The sequence below is a fragment of the Geodermatophilus sp. DSM 44513 genome (assembly GCF_032460525.1).
Taxonomy (GTDB): Bacteria; Actinomycetota; Actinomycetes; order Mycobacteriales; family Geodermatophilaceae; genus Geodermatophilus.
The window spans coordinates 342,553-360,873 of record NZ_CP135963.1 but is presented as its reverse complement, the minus strand read 5'-3'; the positions used below and the strand labels follow the sequence as shown (position 1 = coordinate 360,873).

Annotated in this window: 15 protein-coding genes and 1 pseudogene; 8 read left to right on the top strand and 8 right to left on the bottom strand. The window is 74.8% G+C overall.

Annotated features, from left to right (window positions below; translation table 11 throughout):
• Positions 1 to 415: 415 nt before the first annotated feature.
• Entirely contained in the window at positions 416 to 1,150 is a 735-nt protein-coding gene (locus RTG05_RS01705) for a PP2C family protein-serine/threonine phosphatase (RefSeq protein WP_166527186.1), read from the bottom strand.
• A gap of 468 nt (positions 1,151 to 1,618) precedes the next feature.
• Here RTG05_RS01705 and RTG05_RS01700 point away from each other — a divergent pair, with 468 nt between their 5' ends.
• Positions 1,619 to 1,975: a diguanylate cyclase domain-containing protein gene (locus RTG05_RS01700; protein ID WP_315912227.1), complete on the top strand. Its 357-nt coding sequence runs from the start codon at positions 1,619 to 1,621 to the stop codon at positions 1,973 to 1,975.
• Between the two features lie 37 nt (positions 1,976 to 2,012).
• On the opposite strand, the gene RTG05_RS01695 is transcribed toward RTG05_RS01700, so the two are convergent.
• The 5 genes and pseudogenes from RTG05_RS01695 to RTG05_RS01675 form a co-directional block, all read right to left on the bottom strand.
• Complete coding sequence (locus RTG05_RS01695; RefSeq protein ID WP_166527184.1) at positions 2,013 to 2,210, bottom strand: hypothetical protein; 198 nt, start codon at positions 2,208 to 2,210, stop codon at positions 2,013 to 2,015.
• 258 nt (positions 2,211 to 2,468) lie between these two features.
• A complete protein-coding gene (gene nrfD / locus RTG05_RS01690; protein ID WP_166527183.1) occupies positions 2,469 to 3,530 on the bottom strand; it encodes an NrfD/PsrC family molybdoenzyme membrane anchor subunit in 1,062 nt (353 codons plus the stop codon).
• A 1-nt stretch (position 3,531) separates the two neighbouring features.
• Positions 3,532 to 4,602, bottom strand: coding sequence for a 4Fe-4S dicluster domain-containing protein (locus tag RTG05_RS01685; RefSeq protein WP_166527182.1), 1,071 nt, complete (start codon positions 4,600 to 4,602; stop codon positions 3,532 to 3,534).
• Positions 4,603 to 4,627: 25 nt separating this feature from the next.
• Positions 4,628 to 7,903: pseudogene (fdh, locus tag RTG05_RS01680) on the bottom strand (formate dehydrogenase).
• 107 nt (positions 7,904 to 8,010) lie between these two features.
• Positions 8,011 to 8,559, bottom strand: coding sequence for a hypothetical protein (locus tag RTG05_RS01675; RefSeq protein ID WP_166527179.1), 549 nt, complete (start codon positions 8,557 to 8,559; stop codon positions 8,011 to 8,013).
• A gap of 160 nt (positions 8,560 to 8,719) precedes the next feature.
• Here RTG05_RS01675 and RTG05_RS01670 point away from each other — a divergent pair, with 160 nt between their 5' ends.
• From RTG05_RS01670 to RTG05_RS01645, 6 genes are all read left to right on the top strand, one after another.
• Complete coding sequence (locus RTG05_RS01670; protein ID WP_166527178.1) at positions 8,720 to 9,508, top strand: MBL fold metallo-hydrolase; 789 nt, start codon at positions 8,720 to 8,722, stop codon at positions 9,506 to 9,508.
• Positions 9,505 to 10,110 carry a DedA family protein gene (locus RTG05_RS01665; protein ID WP_208104747.1) on the top strand — a complete coding sequence of 202 codons (606 nt, stop codon included), beginning with the start codon at positions 9,505 to 9,507 and terminating at the stop codon, positions 10,108 to 10,110. The genes RTG05_RS01670 and RTG05_RS01665 overlap by 4 nt, the downstream gene beginning before the upstream one ends.
• Complete coding sequence (locus RTG05_RS01660; RefSeq protein WP_166527177.1) at positions 10,107 to 12,257, top strand: phage holin family protein; 2,151 nt, start codon at positions 10,107 to 10,109, stop codon at positions 12,255 to 12,257. The genes RTG05_RS01665 and RTG05_RS01660 overlap by 4 nt, the downstream gene beginning before the upstream one ends.
• Positions 12,258 to 12,342: 85 nt before the next feature.
• A complete protein-coding gene (locus RTG05_RS01655) occupies positions 12,343 to 13,320 on the top strand; it encodes a glucosyl-3-phosphoglycerate synthase (RefSeq protein ID WP_166527176.1) in 978 nt (325 codons plus the stop codon).
• A gap of 269 nt (positions 13,321 to 13,589) precedes the next feature.
• Complete coding sequence (locus RTG05_RS01650) at positions 13,590 to 14,552, top strand: glucosyl-3-phosphoglycerate synthase (protein WP_166527175.1); 963 nt, start codon at positions 13,590 to 13,592, stop codon at positions 14,550 to 14,552.
• Entirely contained in the window at positions 14,549 to 15,736 is a 1,188-nt protein-coding gene (locus RTG05_RS01645) for a glycosyltransferase (protein WP_166527174.1), read from the top strand. Before RTG05_RS01650 ends, RTG05_RS01645 begins: the two co-directional genes overlap by 4 nt.
• Positions 15,737 to 15,779: 43 nt before the next feature.
• On the opposite strand, the gene RTG05_RS01640 is transcribed toward RTG05_RS01645, so the two are convergent.
• On the bottom strand, positions 15,780 to 16,751 hold the full coding sequence (locus RTG05_RS01640) for a Gfo/Idh/MocA family protein (RefSeq protein ID WP_166527173.1): 972 nt from the start codon (positions 16,749 to 16,751) through the stop codon (positions 15,780 to 15,782).
• 185 nt (positions 16,752 to 16,936) lie between these two features.
• Here RTG05_RS01640 and RTG05_RS01635 point away from each other — a divergent pair, with 185 nt between their 5' ends.
• The gene (locus RTG05_RS01635) at positions 16,937 to 17,626 is read left to right on the top strand and encodes a TetR/AcrR family transcriptional regulator (RefSeq protein WP_166527172.1); all 690 of its coding nucleotides are present in this window, start codon (positions 16,937 to 16,939) and stop codon (positions 17,624 to 17,626) included.
• Position 17,627: 1 nt separating this feature from the next.
• On the opposite strand, the gene RTG05_RS01630 is transcribed toward RTG05_RS01635, so the two are convergent.
• Entirely contained in the window at positions 17,628 to 18,221 is a 594-nt protein-coding gene (locus RTG05_RS01630; RefSeq protein WP_166527171.1) for a TetR-like C-terminal domain-containing protein, read from the bottom strand.
• Between the last annotated feature and the right edge of the window lie 100 nt (positions 18,222 to 18,321).

Genomic DNA, 18,321 nt, shown 5'->3' with positions numbered 1-18,321 from the left:
TCGCATCGCGTCATCATGACCGCTGTTGGGAAGAGCGGACCGACCCGGTGATGCCAGCCAGGCATCCGTACACCGCTGGGTCGACGATACTTATCGTCCAACGCCGACTCCGTGAGCCTGGCAATGCTGGCGTGGCCGGCCAAGCTTCGAGTAGCAGGCAGTCGACCTTCATTCGCCCAATCAAGCATGCCGTGATCCGGCAACGGCGCTGGATTCGGGTCGCCCGGGGCATGATGGACTCTGCGCCCCGAGGCCGGACAGTGGAACGTCCTGCCGGACATGAATGGTGCGTTGACCCGAATTCCCATCGAACCACGGTCCGAGTGGTGCATCGCCAGTCGGACAAGCGCTCAATAGGAGCGGGAATACGCCGCTCGCGGGCTGCGCGACACCTCCGGCTGCCGTTACAAGCGGATCAAGAATGCAGTTCCCCAGGAATACAGTGGACCCCGACCACCGTGACATTGTCTCGCGCGTCGAGCCTTGATGCTTCCGCCGTCAAGCGGATGGTCACGTCCGCCATGGTCGTGTCCGTACCAAGCAGTGCAGCGATCTGCTCGTCCGCCAGCTCCCCGGTGAGGCCGTCGGTACATGCGAGGAAATCTTCCCCTGGCACGACGGGCAGCAGGACGATGTCGGCCTCGGGTCGGGGTCCGACGCCCAGCGCGCGGGTGATGATGTGCCGCTGCGGGTGGGTGGATGCACTTTCGTCAGAGATGTATCCGGCGTCGACGAGTTCCTGCACAACCGAGTGGTCCTTGGTCAGCTGCTCGAGCTGGCCCTCGTGCCACCGATAGACGCGTGAGTCACCCACGTGGAAGACGGCCCACTGCGGTCCGTCCCCCTCGTCGACCAACGCCACACCGGCGACCGTCGTCCCGGCGCCGGCCCTGTCCGGACCGCGGAAGTCGCGGATCTTTGCGTCCGCCCTCCGCAGTGCCAGCCGGATGTCGTCCACGGTCGTCATCTCGCGACCGGCCAGGGCGCCCAGCGCCTCGACGACCGCCTCCGCGGCGGCCGCGCCACCGACGTGGCCCCCCATGCCGTCGGCGACCGCGAAGACGGGCGGAGTGGCCAGGAATCTGTCCTGGTTGTCCTCCCGCTGACCCAACGCGGTCGCCGCTCCCCACGTCAACTCGACTGGCGGCATCCACGCTCCACATCACGCATCGACGACAGGACACCCCGCGGGGAAGACAGGGTGGGCGAAGCCTACGAGGTCAGGCCCACGTCGGCAGGTCGTCCACGGTCTGACCCGCCGTCCGCACGCCCACGGCGGCCCTCGCCCCCAGCGCCGGTCGAACAGCACCCACGGTGGCGCGGTGCTCTGCCGGCTGATCGCATGCCTCGTGCCGACCGGCGGGGAGGGCCGCACCTGCACCGGAGCACGTCACCGACACAAGCCACACCACCCCTCCGGGTGGAAATGACTCCAGCCGGACGCCCTCCGCGCCGATGAAAGAGCATGCCCCCCGCCCACAATCCCCTGTCGGTGTCGCTGCCCGTCTCGTTCCTCCTCCCGCCAGAGGACGACGTCACCAGCCTGCTGCCAGGTCCGAACTCCGTCTCCGCCCACGTCGCCGAGCGCCTGGCCGCAACCCCTGAGGTGCCGGCAGCCATGATCGTGATCGGTGTGCTGCGGTCCGACGACGCCCGCGCATCCGCTCCCGAGGCGCTCGCCGCAGCCACATCGATCGTCGCCCGCTCGCTGCGCGGAGACGACTGGCTCGGCCGCTCAGGCCGCAACGAGTTCGCCGTCCTGCTGCGCGGTGACGTCCGGGACGCCGAGATCGCCGCCACCCGCCTCACTGCCGCCATCGCCGACCTCGACATCCCCGGTCTGGGCGCCTGCGCCGGGGTCACCGCGCTCGAGCCGGGCAGCAGCGCCGCCCAGACGCTGCGTGAGGTGACCGAGGCCCTGCAGGTCGCGCGCTCCGAGGGCGCCGGCCGGGTCGTTCGCTCCGCCACCCGCTGAGCCTGCGGGACGTCCGCAACGGCGCGGATGCCCCGCCTCAGCGCCTCCTGCGCCGCCGTCGGACCAGCAGCACCCAGCAGAGCCACGTCGTCGCGATCAACAGCGTGAACCCGGTCAGCCACCCGACGATCTCGGGGTTGCCCCCGAGCCCGGTCGCCTCCCACACCGTGTAGCCGACCGCGTAGCCGAGGACGACGACCAGCAGCGCCGGCACCAGCAGGACGAGGACACCCACGGCCCCTCCCTCAGCGCTCGATGACGCACACGTACGCGCCTGCGGCCAAACTCCCTCAGTGAACTCAGGTCGGCCCTCGGCTGCAGGTCGTGTCGCGACCGGACGCCAGCCGCCTGGTACGACGCCACGAGCACTCCTGTGGCCCCAGCCGTCACGGGTGGGGAGTGACACAGTGCTCGCGCATGCCGCAACGCGGACCACGCCGCACACGACGGATCGAGGCGGACCGCTCCGGGCGGTAGGTCTGGGTGGACGTCCTCAGCGGGTGATCGTCGAGGCGTGCCCGTTCTGCGCGACCTTGTCGCCGGCCGCGCGCGCGGCCAGCCGCTCGCGCTGGGGGATGACCGTGTACTTCGGGTCCCGGGCGCTGGCCATGCCGGCCTCGAACACGCCGAAGCGGGTGAGTAACGACCCCGCACCCAGCAGGCTGCCCGCGACGACCGCGCCGGCACGCCGCCGTCCGGCCACCACGGTGAGCGCCGCACCGGCCGCGGTGCAGGCCCGGGCCGCCCGCATGAACCGCCCGGCCTTGCCCAGGTGGTAGGGCTCGCTGACGATGCCCATGCCGTTCTCCACCCGGTGCAGGGTGGCCAGCTCGATCACCGCACCGGTGACCGCCATCTTCCGGCAGGGCCCGGCCTGCGCGACCGGGGTCAGCGCCATGGTGATCCCGCCACCGGCGGCCATCCCGGAGGCACCGAACACGAACGGCAGCTCCTTGTACGCCTCGTGCCACGCCGGGACGGCGGTGTCGGCGAACAGCACCCCCGTGTAGGTGGCCAGCGGAGCGCCGAACAGCGCCGCGACCACCCCACCGAACCGCTTCAGCCGCGGGAACCAGCCCAGCAGCTCCACCGCCGCCGTCGCGCTGGCCGCGGCGCTGAACGGCGCCAGGATGTAGGAGCCCACCGACAGCGGGGACGTCGGCTTGAACACCCGCAGCATGTGCAGGAACCGCTCGGGCCGGCCCAGGTCGTGCACCAGGGCGACCACCGACGCCAGCGCCGCACCACCGGAGAGGTAGCGGGCGTTGCGGGTCAGCGCGGGCCGGTCGGTCACGTCGGCCAGCGCGCCCAGCACGGACGCCGACCCGGCGGCGCCACCGAGGAACAGGTACAGCGGCACGTCCGGCGTCTTCCACACCGGCGGCTTGATGATCGGCCGGCCGTAGTAGGAGGTGAACTCGGCCTCCTCGACCATCGCCACCTCGCCGCCGGGGCGTCCCCCGCCCCGCCGGCGGCGGCGCTTCTCCCGCTTCGCCGCCGGTGGCCCGTCCGCCCGCCGCCAGCCGGCCCCCGGCGTCGCGATGCCCTCCGTCACGTCAGCTCCTCCGCGAGCCGAGGATGGCGGAGACCGCCACCCCGACGATCATCACCGCGGCCGCCCCGGCGGACTTCCACATGGCCGGCAGGTCGCGCGTGGTCACCACCGGGTCCGGCGGCAGCCCGTAGACCTCCGGCTCGTCGAGCAGCAGGAAGAACGCCCCGGCACCGCCGACGCCGTCGTCCTCGTCCCGGCCGTAGAGCCGGGCGGTCTCCACCCCCTGCGACTTCAGCGTGGCCAGGCGCGCGTCGGCGCGGGCCTGCAGCTCGTCGAGGTTGCCGAACTGGATCGACTGGGTCGGGCAGGCGGTCGCGCACGCCGGCTGCAGCCCGTCGGTCAGCCGGTCGTAGCACAGCGTGCACTTGAAGACCCGGCCGTCGCCCTTGCGCTGCTCGATGACCCCGTACGGGCAGGACGGCACGCAGTAGCCGCAGCCGTTGCAGATGTCCTGCTGGACGACGACGGTGCCGAACTCGGTGCGGAACAGCGCCCCGGTCGGGCAGACGTCCAGGCACCCGGCGTGCGTGCAGTGCTTGCACACGTCCGAGCTCATCAGCCAGCGGATCTCCCGGTCACCGGAGTGCCCGGTCTGCGGGTCGAACTGGGACAGCGACTCGGCGTTGAGCACGCTGGTCATCGCGCTCGTCACGCTGTCGCCCACCGCCGTGTCGTCCGGGGCGTCTCCTGCGTCCTGGCGGGAGGTGGCGTCCGGCGCCGGCGGGAAGGACGGCATCGGCAGGTCCACGCTGCGGCTCTGCTCGATGAAGGCCACGTGCCGCCAGCTGTTGGCACCCAGCTGGCCGGTGTTGTCGTAGGACATGCCGGACAGCCCGATGACGTCGCGCGTGCCGTGCGCGTCGTCCATCGGCAGCAGGTTCCACTCCTTGCACGCCACCTCGCAGGCCTTGCAGCCGATGCACACCGAGGTGTCGGTGAAGAAGCCGACCCGTGCCGGGTGGTCGGCGTCGTAGCCGGCCTCCTCCTGCACGTCCGGCAGCGGCCCGAAGAGCCGGTTCTTGGAGCGCCCGTCCCCGGACAGCCCGGGACTGGCCGAGCTGACCGTGGTCACTCGCGTTCCTCTCTCGTGCGTGCGCTCATCCCTCGACCGTCCCGCGGGCACCCACCGGCACCAGCCCCGACTCGAGGCCGGCGCGCTGCCGGTACTCCTCGAGGAAGGTCACCAGTCCGGGCCCCCGCGGCCGGCGGCCGGGGCGGATGTCGCAGGTCGCGGCCTTGCTCTCCTGGATGTGGGTGTTCGGGTCCATGACCACCGGCAGCAGGTCGTTGGCCGAGTCGCCGGTGGAGATGCCCCGCTCACCCCAGTGGTACGGGACGCCGATCTGGTGCACCACGCCGCTGGCGGTGCGGATGGGCCGCATCCGCTCGGTGACCAGCACCCGCGCCTCGATCGCCGACCGCGCGGTGACCAGCGTCGCCCACCCGGCGTTGACCAGCCCGCGCTCCTCGGCCAGCTGCGGGCTGACCTCGACGAAGAACTCCGGCTGCAGCTCCGACAGGTAGGGCAGCGTGCGGCTCATCCCACCGGCGGTGTGGTGCTCGGTCAGCCGGTAGGTGGTGAACACGTACGGGAAGACGTCGGACGTCGGCCCGTGCTCCCGGTTCCACGGCCCCTTGACGTGCTCCGTGGTCGGGTTGGACTGCACGCCGTCGTACAGCGCGTTCTTCACCGGGGACTCGGCCGGCTCGTAGTGCGTCGGCAGCGGACCGTCGGTGACGCCCTTGGGCGCGAACAGCCACGCCTTGCCGTCGCCCTGCATGACGAACGGGTCCCGGCCGGACAACGCGTCCTGCGCCTTGGCGCCCGGCGGCGGCTCGTAGCTCGGCGGCTTGGTGGCCTCGAAGTCGGGGTTGTCCCCGGTGGAGACCCACCGGCCGGCGTCGGCGTCCCACCACACGTACTTCTTGCGCTCGCTCCACGGCTTGCCGTCCGGGTCGGCCGAGGCGCGGTTGTAGAGGATCCGCCGGTTGTACGGCCACGCCCAGCCCCACTCCGCAGCGACCGGACCCTGCTCGCGACCGGGCTTGCGCCGGGCGGCCTGGTTGACCTCGTCGGCGTAGACGCCGGAGTAGATCCAGCAGCCCGAGGACGTCGAGCCGTCGTCCTTGAGCTCCAGGTAGCCGGAGACCGCGCGACCGTCCGGGCCGACGCCGTTGATCTCCCGCAGCACCGCCGCGGCACTCGGGTCCTGCGTCTCGCCCTCGAGCGGGTAGTCCCAGGTGAGGTCGAGCAGCGGGCGGTCCCGCGGGTCGGTGGAGTCCTTGAGCCGGTCGCGCAGGATGCGGCCCAGGTGGTAGTAGAACCACAGGTCGCTGCGGGCGTCGGCCGGCGGCTCGACCGCCTTGTGCCGCCACTGCAGCAGCCGCTGGGTCTGGGTGAAGGTGCCGTCCTTCTCCGCGTGGCTGGCGGCCGGCATGAAGAAGACCTCGGTGGCGATCTGGTCGGTGACCATCTCACCGGTCTCGATCTCCGGGCCCTCCTTCCAGAAGGTCGCCGACTCGATCATCTGCAGGTCGCGGACGACGAGCCACTCCAGGTTGGCCAGGCCGAAGCGCTGCATCCGCCCGTTGGCGTGCCCCACGGTGGGGTTCTCCCCCACCAGGAAGTAGCCGCCGACCTTGCCCTGGATCATGTCCGCGACCGTGCGGTACGAGCTGTGGTCGCCGTTGATCTTGGGCATGTAGTCGAAGGCGAAGTCGTTCTCCGGCGTCGCGGCGTCGCCCCACCAGGCCTTGAGCAGGCTGACCATGTAGGCCCGCTTGTTGCCCCAGAACCCCACGGTGCCGGCCGCGTCGGCGCAGTAGTCGTCCAGCGACCCGTGCTGCGCGGCGTGCGGCATGGCCAGGTAGCCCGGGAGCAGGTTGAACAGCGTCGGGATGTCGGTGCTGCCCTGGATGGAGGCGTGCCCGCGCAGCGCGAGGATCCCGCCGCCGGGGCGGCCCATGTTGCCCAGCAGCGCCTGCAGGATCGCCGCGGTGCGGATGTACTGCGCGCCGACGGTGTGCTGCGTCCAGCCGACCGAGTACACCCACGCCGTCGTCCGGTCGCGGCCGCTGTTGGCGGTGACCCACTCGGCGACCTTGAGGAACACCTCCGGCTCGATGCCGCAGACCTCGGAGACCTTCTCCGGGGTGTACCGGGCGAAGTGCCGCTTGAGGATCTGGAAGACGCTGCGCGGGTGCTGCAGCGTCTCGTCGCGCTTGGGCTTGCCGTGCAGCGGTGGCCCGCCGGAGCCGGAGGTCTGCGCCTGGTCGGCCTGCTTGACCGAGTGGGCCTGGGAGAGCTCCTCCTGCCGGTCGGCCCCGGCCGGGTCGTCCTCCGCGACGCCGTCCCGGGGGCCCTCCGCCAGCTCGTACTGCCAGCTGGCCTGGTCGTAGGTGTTCGACTCCGGGTCGAAGCCGGAGAACAGGCCGTCGAGGTCCTCGGCGTCGCGGAAGCGCTCCTGCACCAGCGCGGCCGCGTTGGTGTAGGCGACGACGTAGTCGCGGAAGTACAGCTCGTTGCCCAGGACGAAGTTGATCAACCCGCCGAGGAAGGCGATGTCGCTGCCCGCGCGCAGCGGCACGTGCAGGTCGGCGATCGCGCTGGTCCGGGTGAACCGCGGGTCGATGTGCACGACCTTCGCGCCGCGGGCCTTGGCCTCGGTCACCCACTGGAAGGCGACCGGGTGACACTCGGCCATGTTGGAACCCTCGATGACGATGCAGTCGGAGTTCACCAGGTCTTGCTGGGAGTTCGTGGCACCGCCACGACCGAACGTGGCGCCCAGACCGGGCACCGTGGCGGAGTGCTATATGCGCGCCTGGTTCTCGATCTGGATCGCGCCCATGGCGCTGTAGAGCTTCTTCATGAGGTAGTTCTCCTCGTTGTCGAGGGCTGCCCCTCCGAGGCTCGCTATCCCCATGGTGCGGTTGACCCGCTTGCCGCCGTCCTCGTCCTGCCAGTACTTCCGGCGGGCGTCCAGGACGCGGTCGGCGATCATCTCCATCGCCGTGTCCAGGTCCAGGTCCTCCCACTCCGTCCCGTACGGACGGCGGTACTTGACCGTGGTGACCCGGGTCGGGCTGGTGACCAGCTGCTTGCTGGCGCTGCCCTTGGGGCACAGCCGGCCGCGGCTGACCGGCGAGTCCGGGTCGCCCTCGATCTGGATGATCTGCTCGTCCTTGACGTAGATCCGCTGGCCGCAGCCCACCGAGCAGAACGGGCAGACGCTCTGCACCACCCGGTCGGCGGTGGCCGTGCGGCTCACCACGTTCTCCGTCCCCCTGCTGCGCGCGGCGTGGCCACGACCCAGGGGGTCGGGGCCGGTCAGCTGCCGGAACACCGGCCAGGCTTCGAGCCAGGTCTTCACGGCGCCAACTGTGCCACTCCCCCGCCGCGTCGGCTCCCCGGGACCCGCCGCCACCTGGGGCAACCGGCCGTTCCCGTGTCCGATCCGTGACCCGCGGGGCCCTGATCTCACCCCTGCGGCGGGTCGTCGAGGTGCTCGAGGAGCTCGTCGACCAGTTCCGCCCGGTGTCGCAGCGCGACGGGTGCGAGCACCGCCACGGCGGTCAGGCACGCACCGGCCGCCCAGAGCTCCACCCCGCCCTGGGCCGCGGCCAGCCAGAACATCCCGAGTGCGCACACCGGCGCGGTGGCCAGCACCCACCGGCGGGCCAGCACGGCACCCCGGCGCTGCTCGACGAGCGCCCGGCGCAGGACGGCCGGGTCGCCGTCCCTCGGCACGCGCCGTCGCTGCAGGGCCAGCTGCGCGGAGCGCCGGGCCGCCTCTCCGCCACTGCGGCGGGCACTCGCCGCTGGGAAGTACGTGGCGACGGACCCGACCACGAACTGCTGGACCGCCAACCCGACCCAGTCGGGATCACGGGGCCACCCGGTGAGCAGGTGGAGCAGCAGCAGCGCGGGCAGGGTGACCAGGCTCGTCGCCGCTCCCCCGGCGACCACGACACCGAGGAGCGGCAGGTCCCGGAGGCGCCGCCACCGGGACGCCCGCCCCTCCTGCACGGCAGGAGCATGGCGGGCGCAGGGGCCCGCGGTCGGTCCCCGGGCCGTCGACCACCGGACCGGGTGACGCACGCCGGTGGCGCGGGACGTCCTCGGGGGGCGGAGACCCGGGGGGAGGACATCGCCCCGTCGTGTCACCGGGCGGGCCGATACTGGCAGCGTGGGCGGTCCGCACCTGCACTTCCTCGGCCACTCGACCGTGCGCGTCGCGCTCGCCGGGCACACCGTGCTGACCGACCCGCTGCTCACCGGCCGGGTCGGGCCGCTGCGCCGCGTGGTGCCCGTGCCCGCACCGGAGGACTCCGCCGGCGTGGACCTGGTGCTGATCAGCCACCTGCACGGCGACCACCTGCACCTGCCCTCGCTGCGGCGGGTCGGGCGCGGCGTGCGGGTCGTCGTCCCCCGGGGTGCCGGGGCGTGGCTGCGGGCCCGCGGCTTCCGGCACGTCACCGAGCTGGCGCCCGGCGAGACCGTGCGCCACGGCGGGCTGCGGGTCACCGGGGTCCCGGCCGCGCACTCCGGGCACCGCTGGGGGCCCCGGCTCACCTCCGGCCCGGACTGCCGCGCGGTCGGCCACCTGGTCGAGGGCGACGGCTGCCGCGTGTACGCCGCCGGCGACACCGCCCTCACCGACGCGATGGGCCGGCTGGGGGACGTCGACGTCGCGCTGCTGCCGGTGTGGGGGTGGGGCCTCACGCTCGGCCCGGGGCACCTCGACCCGGCCGGTGCGGCCGAGGCGGTGGCCCGGGTGCGTCCGCGGGTCGCCGTCCCGGTGCACTGGGGCACCCTCGCGCTGCCGGGCACCGCCCGGACGCCGCGGATGCGCCGGCTGCTCACCGAGCCGCCGCGCGCCTTCGCCGCCGCCGTCGCCGCCCGCGGCCTGGACACCGCGGTGGTGGTCGCCGAGCCGGGACGGCCGGTCCCCCTGCAGGTGGGGACGACGACGTGAGCGTGCTCGCCGACGGGACCTCGATCGGCTACCCGCTGCTGTTCGCCGGGGTGCTGCTCGGCTCGGTGGTGCCGGTCGTCCCCACCGGCGCGGTGGTCGGCGCGGGTGCGGCGTTCGCGGTCACCGCGCACGAGCTGGACCTGGTCCTGGTCGTGCTGGTGGCGACGCTGGGCGCCTGGGCCGGCGACCTGCTCACCTTCGCGGTCTGCCGCTCCGGCGGGCCCGCGGCGGTGCGCTGGGTGGCCCGCGGGCAGCACGCCGACCGCATCGAGGAGGTGCGCGAGCAGTTCCGGCGGCACGGCTGGCAGATCGTCGTCGCCGGCCGGCTGCTGCCGGCGGGCCGCATCCCGGTGCTGCTGGCCGCCGGCGCGCTGGCCTACCCGTGGCGGCGGCTGCTGCCGGCGTCGCTGCTGGCCGCCGCCCTCTGGGCGGTCGCCTACGCCTCCCTGGGCGTGCTCAGCGGCGGCGTCTTCGACCAACCGCTGGTCGCCGTCCTGCTGGCCACGGTGCTGGTGCTGGTCGTCGGGGCGGTCCTCAACCTCGTCTCCGCGCACCGCCGGAACGCCGCCGCGCCGGAGCGCGACACCCCGGTCCGGCCGTGACCGCGGCGGTCGGGCGGGTCCTGCAGCGGGGCCGGACGCCGGCCCGCGTCCTGCTCACCTGGGCGGCCAGCACTGCCGCCCTCGTCGTCCTCGACCGCTGGCTCGGTGGGTTCGCGATGCCGTCGGGCTGGCAGCCGCCGCTGACCGCCCTGCTGCTGGGACTGCTCACCGGGGTGGTGTGGCCGCTGGTCCTGCGGGTCGCGCTGCCGCTGGCCGTCGTCACCCTGGGCCTGGGCAGCTTCCTGCTGCTGGGCGCCGCGGTGCTCGGCCTGTCCTTCCTGGTGCCCGGCGTGGTCGTCGCCGACCTGCGCACCGCCGTCGTCGTCGCCGTCACCATGGCCGGCGTCTCCGGGGTGGTCAGCAGCGTGCTGGCCATCGACGAGGACGAGCTGTTCTTCCGCCGCGCCCGCCGCCGGGCGAGGGGGACGGCGGGGGCCGGGCCGCGCCCGACCGGCGTGCTGTTCCTGCAGGTCGACGGGCTGTCCCACGACACCGCCCGGCGGGCCGTCCGCGACGGCACGATGCCGCACCTGGCCAACTGGCTGCGCTCCGGCAGCCACGTGCTGACCTCCTGGCACACCGACTGGAGCTCGCAGACCGGCGCCTCGGTCTGCGGCATCCTGCACGGCTCGAACGCCGACGTCCCCGGGTTCCGCTGGTACGACAAGGAGCGCGACCGCGTCGTCCGGGTCTCCTCGCCGGCCGACGCCGCCGCCATCGAGCGGGCGCACTCCGACGGCCGCGGGCTGCTGGCCGGCGGCGGGGCCGGCCACGGCAACCTGTTCACCGGGGACGCCGAGCACGTCAGCCTGACGATGAGCGCGCTGGCGCACCTGGTACCCGGAGGCGGCCGGCGCGCCCGCCGCCGGCGCGCGCGGGCCGGTGCGGGCTACTACGCCTACTTCGCCGACCCGGTGAACGCGCTGCGCACCGTCGCGGTCTCCGTCGTCGACGTGTACCGGGAACTGGTCGCGGCGGCCCGGGAGCGCCGCGACGACGTCCGCCCGCGGGTGTCGCGCGGCGGGCTCTACCCGCTGGTCCGCCCGGCGACGACGGTGGTCTCCCGTGACGTCGTCGTCTTCGCGCTGCTGGAGGACGTGCTGGCCGGGCGGCCGGTCGCCTACGCGGACTTCCTCGGCTACGACGAGGCGGCCCACCACGGCGGGCTGGAGCGGGCCGACAGCCTCGCCGTGCTGCGCAGCATCGACCAGCAGGTCGGCCGGCTGCACCGCGCCGCCCGACTAGCCCCGCGGGAGTACCACCTGGTGTGCTTGTCCGACCACGGGCAGACCCAGGGCGAGCCCTTCGCCAGCCGGTTCGGGGAGACCGTCGAGCAGCTGGTCGGCCGCCTCTGCGGCGCCGGCGGGGGCGACCTGCCCGACCGCGCCCTGACCGGCCCGCGGGACAGCCGCCGGCTCACCGAGGGCTGGCAGGTCGGGGCCGCGCTGGCCGAGGGCGGCGGGCCGGTCGCCCGCCGGCTGCGCGAGCGGGTGGAGCGGGCGGAGCAGGTGCCGCACGCCCACGAGCTGCCCGCCGGCCGCGCGGGCCGGGTGCCGCGGGCCGCCCCCGGCGTGGTCGTCACCGTCTCCGGCCACACCGCGATGGTCTCCTTCCCGGACGTCCCCGGGCGGGTGTCGCTGGAGGAGGTCGAGCGGCACTGGCCGGCGCTGCTGCCCGGCCTGGTCGACCACGACGGCGTCGGCTTCGTCCTCGTGCACTCCGCGGAGCACGGCCCGGTGGTGCTCGGCCGCGACGGGGTGCACCGGCTGGCCACCGGCGAGGTCCTCGGCGAGGACCCGCTGGGCCCCTACGGGCCGCACGCCGCGCGGCTGGTGGCCCGCGGGTCGACGTTCGGCAACTGCGCCGACGTGGTGGTCAACAGCCGCTACGACCCGGACACCGACGAGGCCTCGGCCTTCGAGCCGCACGTCGGCTCGCACGGCGGGCTGGGCGGGCCACAGCAGCACGGCTTCCTGCTGCACCCCCGGGCGTTCCGCCCGCCGGGAGAGGTGGTCGGCGCGGAGGCACTGCACCGGGTGCTGCGCGGCTGGCTCAGCGACCTGGGCCACCCGGAGCCGACCGGTGATGGGGCCCGCGTGGGCGAGCTCAGCGCGACGGCCCGTCGTGTCTCTCGCGTGGGGGTGTGACCTCCGGCCGCACGGGCGGTGACGGGCAGGTGAACTCCCGCGTCCCCCGTGGCGCGCCGGTGATCGGCTCGCCGAGAGTGTGCCGATGCGACCCGACGCCCGCGCCTGGTTCGAGCTGCGCACCACCGTGGCCCGCACGGTGGGCGCCCTCGACCTCGACGCCCTGCTCGCCGCCAAGCGCCGCGGGCAGCACCGGGTCAGCGTCGTGCTGCCCGCCCGGGACGAGGAGGCCACGGTCGGCGGCCTGGTCGCCGACCTGCACGAGTCCTGGGTGACCGGCACCCCGCTGGTCGACGAGCTGCTCGTCGTGGACTCCGACTCCACCGACGGGACCGCCGCGGCCGCCCGTGCGGCAGGAGCCGACGTCGTCGCCGCCGCCGACGTGCTGCCCGGCCACGGCAGCCGCCCGGGCAAGGGCGAGGCGCTGTGGAAGTCGCTGGCCGCCACCACCGGTGACCTCGTCGTCTTCCTGGACGCCGACCTGCTCGGCGACGTCCGGCACTTCGTGCCCGGCCTGCTCGCGCCGCTGCTCACCGACCCGCAGGTCGACTACGTCAAGGGCTGCTACACCCGGCCGCTGGAGGTGGACGGCGCCTGGGTCCCGGCCGGCGGCGGGCGGGTGACCGAGCTGACCGCCCGTCCGCTGCTCAACGCGCTGTGGCCCGAGCTGGCCGGGTTCGTGCAGCCGCTGGGCGGCGAGTACGCCGGACGGCGGTCCGCGCTGGAGCAGGTGCCGTTCGTGTCCGGCTACGGCGTGGAGGTCGGGCTGCTGGTCGACCTGCTGCGGCTGTCCGGGCTGGCCGGCCTGGCGCAGGTCGACCTGGGCGTGCGCCGGCACACCTCGCAGGGCCAGGAGGCACTCGGCCGGATGGCGGGCCAGGTGGTGTCCACGGTGCTCGCCCGGGCCGGCACCGGGTCCGAGGCCGGCGGGCTGCTGACCCAGTTCCGGCACGACGGCGGCGGCTTCGTGCCGGTCAGCGCGCCGGTGGCGGTCGACGAGCGGCCGCCGATGGTGACCGTGCCGGAGTACCGGGCGCTGCTGGCCGAGGAGGTCGTCGGGTGACGCCCGCGGGAGCACCGCAGTGAGCGCCAGCGAGCGAGGAGCGGACCGGGGGCGGAACCCGACCCGTGTGCACCGTCGGGTGACGCCCGCGGGACCGGCAGCACCCGTCCTCCCGCTCGCTCGTGCTCTGCCCACCCGGGTGGGCAGAGCACGAGCGGGCCGGACCCCTCCGGCGCCGCCCGCGCCACGACGGCCCGTCGTCGTGCATCCTGACGCGCGACGGGGACCACGTGCCGACGCCCGCGCCGGCACCCGGCCTGGGGGGTCACGTGCGCCCTGACGTCCGACGCTGGCTCGACCGCCGCACTTTCACCGCCGACACGTGGCAGGCCGCCGACCTGGTCGCCGCCAAGCGCGCCCGCGGCTCCACCGTCAGCGTGGTGCTGCCGGCCCTCGACGAGGAGCGCACCGTGGGCGCCATCGTGGCCGCGATCCGCGCGGCCCTGGTGGAGCGCTGCCCGCTGGTCGACGAGGTGGTCGTCGTCGACAGCGGCTCCAGCGACCGGACGGCGGAGGTGGCGGCGGCCGCGGGCGCCTGCGTCGTCTCCGTCGACACGGTGCTCCCCCGGCACGGCGCCCGGCCCGGCAAGGGCGAGGCGCTGTGGAAGTCGCTGCACGCCACCCACGGTGACCTGCTGGTGTTCGTCGACGCCGACCTCATCGCCTTCGACCCGGGGTTCGTCGTCGGGCTGCTCGGCCCGCTGCTCACCGACCCCGGCATCGGCTACGTCAAGGCCCTCTACGACCGGCCGCTGACCACCACCGACGGCATCGTCCCCTCCGGTGGGGGCCGGGTCACCGAGCTGCTCGCCCGCCCGCTGCTCAACGCGTTCTGGCCGGAGCTGGCGGGGTTCGTGCAGCCGCTGTCCGGTGAGTACGCCGGCCGCCGGGAGCTGCTCGAGCAGGTGCCGTTCGTCTCCGGCTACGGCGTGGAGCTCGGCCTGCTGGTCGACCTGGTGGCCCTCGCCGGCCTGGACGCCCTGGCGCAGGTCGACCTGGGCACCCGCCAGCACAGCCACCAGGCCGACGCCGCGCTGGGCCGCATGGCCGGGCAGATCCTGCAGACCGCGCTGGCCCGCCGGCCCGGCGGGGAGCGGCCGCACAGCGAACTGCTGCAGTTCCTGCGCACCGCCGACGGCCTGGAGGGCGTCAGCTGGGACGTCGGGGTGGTGGAGCGCCCGCCGATGCGGTCGGTCCGGGACGCCGAGCGCCGGCCGGGGAGGCGGGCGTGAAGGTGCTCATGGACGCCGGCCCGTGGCTGCCGGTGCCCCCGCCGGGCTACGGCGGCCTGGAGAACGTCGTCGCCACGCTGACCACCGAGCTGCGGGCCCGCGGGCACACCGTCGTCCTGGCCTCGGTCGGGAACGCCACGCTGCCGGTCGACGGCCTGGTCAGCGCCTTCCCCACCGGCCGCTTCGAGCAGTTGGGCGGCCCGTACCCGCAGGTGGTGGGCACCGCGCACGCGCACGAGCAGGTGGTGCTGTCGACCATCGCCGAGCACGCCCTGGCCGGTGAGCCGTTCGACCTGGTGCACAGCCACGTCGAGGTCGTCGGCCCCGCGCTGCTCGCCGGCCTCGGGGACGCCGCTCCGCCCACGCTGGCCACGCTGCACTGGGACACCCGCCGCAACGCCGACTTCTGGGCCACCTTCGACGGCCGGGGCCGGGTCTGGTTCGCCGGCGTCTCGGCCACCCAGGTGGCGCAGGCGCCGGCCCGGCTGCGCGCCCAGGTGGCCGGCGTCGTCCCGCTGGCGGTGCCGGTCGACGACGTCCCACCGGTGCCGCGGACGGACCGGTCCGGCTCGGTGCTGGTGCTGGCCCGGCTGTGCGAGCCCAAGGGCATCGACACGGCGCTGCGCGCCTGCCGGGCCGCCGGGGTGCCGCTGGTTCTGGCCGGCCCGGTCGGCGGGCTGCCCGACCGGCCGGCGCTGGAGCGCGCGCTGGCCACCCCGGGGCACCCGGCCCGCTCGCACCCCGACGTCGCCTGGTTCACCGAGCACGTCGACCCGCACCTGGACGGCGTGCACGCGCGCTGGGTCGGCAGCGTCGGCGGCGCGGCCAAGGACGAGCTGCTGCGCACGTCCCGCGCGGTGCTGTTCCCGATCCGCTGGGAGGAGCCCGGCGGCACCGCGGTGTGCGAGGCGCTGGCCGCCGGGACGCCGGTGGTCGCCATGGCCCGCGGCTGCCTGCCCTCGCTGGTCGACGACGGGCGCACGGGTTTCCTGGCCGCCGACGAGGCGGGCTTCACCGCGGCGCTGGGGCGGCTGGACGAGATCGACCCGGAGACCTGCGCGGCCGAGGCGCGCCGCCGCTTCGCCCCCGCCGTCATGGCCGACGGGTACGAGCGGCTCTACGCCGAGACGGTGGCCCGTGCACGGGGCCGCAGCGCCCTCCCGCGGCGGCTCCCCGTCGGGTGAGCGGAGTGCCGGAGTGCAGGAATCCTGCACTCCGGCACTCCGCTCACGGGCGGACGGCGTCCCCCGACCGGGCCGACTCGGCGATCGCGACGGCCACCCGGTGGGTGCGCAGCGCCTCGGCGTAGTCGACCAGCCCCTCGGCCGGCGCGCCTCCGGCCAGCACGTCGAGGAAGGCCCGGTCGACCGCGGTCCGCGCGTCCACCCGCGGCTCGCTGCGGGTGGCGCCCTCGGCGGTGGTCACGGTGAGGGAGGTCTCGGTCAGCTCGACCGCCGCGCCGTCGCACACCACGTCCAGGCCGGCGCGCAGCTTGCCCGGCAGCGAGCAGGCCGCGGTGACCGTGCCCACGGCGCCGGAGTCGAAGGCGAGCAGTGCCGCGGTCGCGTCGTCCACGTCGCGGCCCTCGGCGCCGGACGGTGCGGCGGTGGCGCGCACCTCGACCACCTCGCCGGCCAGCAGGCGGGCCAGGTCGAGCACGTGGGTGAGCTGTTCGACCACCTGCCCACCGGAGCGCTCCCGCCGCGACCACCACGCCGGCGGCGGCACCCTGTCCAGCCAGGTGGCGTCGACCAGCCGGGGCCGGTGCGCGGCGCACACCGCGCGGGCGGCGGCCACGGTGTCCAGGTGCCGCCAGTGGTAGCCGGTGGCGGTGGGCAGGCCGGCGGCCGCCACCGCCCGCGCCACCTGCTCGGCGACCGCGACGCCGGTGGCCAGCGGCTTCTCGACGAGGAAGGGCACCCCGGCGCGGACGGCGGCCAGCTCCAGCTCGCCGTGGGCGAAGGGGGGCACGCACAACCAGATGCCGTCGAGGTCGTGGGCCAGCAGCTCGTCGGCGTCCCGGGCGACCGGCACGCCCAGCTCGGCGGCGAGTGCGTCGGCGGCCCCCGGGACGGCGTCGGCGAGACCCACCAGCTCGACGTCGGGGAAGCCGGCGAGGGTCCGCGCGTGGCGGGCCCCGACACCCCCGGCCCCGACCAGCCCGACGCGGATGCGGTCCCTCGGGGAGTCGTGGCCCATGCCGACGTCCTGCCCCGGCCGCCGACGGTGCAACCGCAGGTCACCGCCGGGCCGGTGCTGCCGCGGACCGCCCACGCGGGTGGTCCGCGCCGTCCCACCGTGGCCGGATGGCGGGTCGGGGCGCACAATGGCCAGACGGGACGTGAGCACACGTCCGCCCTACGGAGTGGAGCCAACCCAGTATCGTGAGTGAGGCAATCGACCGGCGCGCTCGGAAGAAGGCGCAGACCCGGACGTCCATCCGCGAGACCGCGCAGGCACTGTTCGCCGAGCGCGGCTTCGAGGCGGTGACGATTGCCGACATCGCCACGGCCGCCGACGTCGCGGTCCAGACGGTGTTCAACCACTTCCCGACGAAGGAGGACCTCTTCTTCGACGGGCACACCCCGTGGGTCGAGGGCGCCGCGGAGGCGGTCCGCCACCGGGACGCGGGCGTGGCACCCCTGGAGGCGCTGCACGCCCACCTGGTCGACCGGGTCGCCGCGCACGTGCGCCAGCTGGGCACGCGGGAGGGCCGCTCCTTCGACTCGACGCTGGAGGCCTCCCCGGCACTGCGCTCCCGGGAGCGCGAGCTGCACCACGAGGCGGTCAACCGGGTGACCGACGCCCTGGTGGAGGCGTGGGAGGCCGAGGGCGGCGCACCGCTGGTCCCGACCGACGCGCGCACCGCCGCATCGGTCACCGCCGCGGTCTGGCTGGCCGCCGTCCGGACGCTCATCGTGCAGAACCGCCGGGTGCTCTCCGGTCAGGCCGGTGCGCCGGCGGACACCGAGGAGGGCGAGGCCGTGGCGCGCATGGTCGCCGACCAGGTCTTCACCGGCCTGGGCTCGGCGCTGGCCACACCGGCCGCCGGCGGGCTCCAGCGCATCGGCTGACTCAGACCGGGGTGCGCTCCCCGTCCGGGGCGACCACCGGCAGCAGCACCTCGTCGAGCACCCGCTGCACGTCCTCGCGGCTCATCGGCCCGCGGTCGGCGGTGTAGCGCTGCCACCAGAAGGCCTCGACGACCGAGCCGAGCAGGGCCAGCCGGGCCGGCGGCACCTCCTGTCCCCGCGCGGCCGCCCGGGCGCCGATCGTCTCGACGGCCTCGGCGAGCGGGTGGACCAGGGCGGTGTCCAGCGCGGCGCGGAGGTCCTCCTCGTGCCGGGCCGCACCGACCAGGCTGGCCGCGGCCCGCTCCTCCCGGTCCAGCGGCCGGCACCACCGCTCGACCAGCGCGGCGAGGTCGTCCCGCAGGGAGCCGTGGTCGGCCGGGACCTCCACCAGGGTGAACCGCGCGGCCGCCGAGCGGGCCATGGCCGCCATCGTCGGCCAGCGCCGGTAGATGCCCGCCTTGCCGGCCCGGGCACGCGTGGCCACGCGGTCGCTGTTGAGCTTGCCCCAGCCCTCCTGGGCCAGGATGTCGACGGCGACGGTGAGCAGCTGCTCGGACAGCTCGGGACTCAGCGGCCGGCCGGGTGTCCCGCTCATGCGGAGACCAGGGAGGAGGTGTGCATCACGCGCACATCGTGACCTGTCGGTGGAGTCACCACAACGAGGACGTCGCCGGACGGTGCGCCCGCCGCGGCCG

Excerpts from the sequence above, each read along its gene's own strand:
- RTG05_RS01705 (WP_166527186.1), bottom strand. The coding sequence starts at position 1,150 with ATGCCGCCAGTCGAGTTGACGTGGGGAGCGGCGACCGCGTTGGGTCAG.
- RTG05_RS01700 (WP_315912227.1), top strand. The coding sequence starts at position 1,619 with ATGATCGTGATCGGTGTGCTGCGGTCCGACGACGCCCGCGCATCCGCT.
- RTG05_RS01655 (WP_166527176.1), top strand. The coding sequence starts at position 12,343 with ATGCGACCCGACGCCCGCGCCTGGTTCGAGCTGCGCACCACCGTGGCC.
- RTG05_RS01640 (WP_166527173.1), bottom strand. The coding sequence starts at position 16,751 with ATGGGCCACGACTCCCCGAGGGACCGCATCCGCGTCGGGCTGGTCGGG.
- RTG05_RS01630 (WP_166527171.1), bottom strand. The coding sequence starts at position 18,221 with ATGAGCGGGACACCCGGCCGGCCGCTGAGTCCCGAGCTGTCCGAGCAG.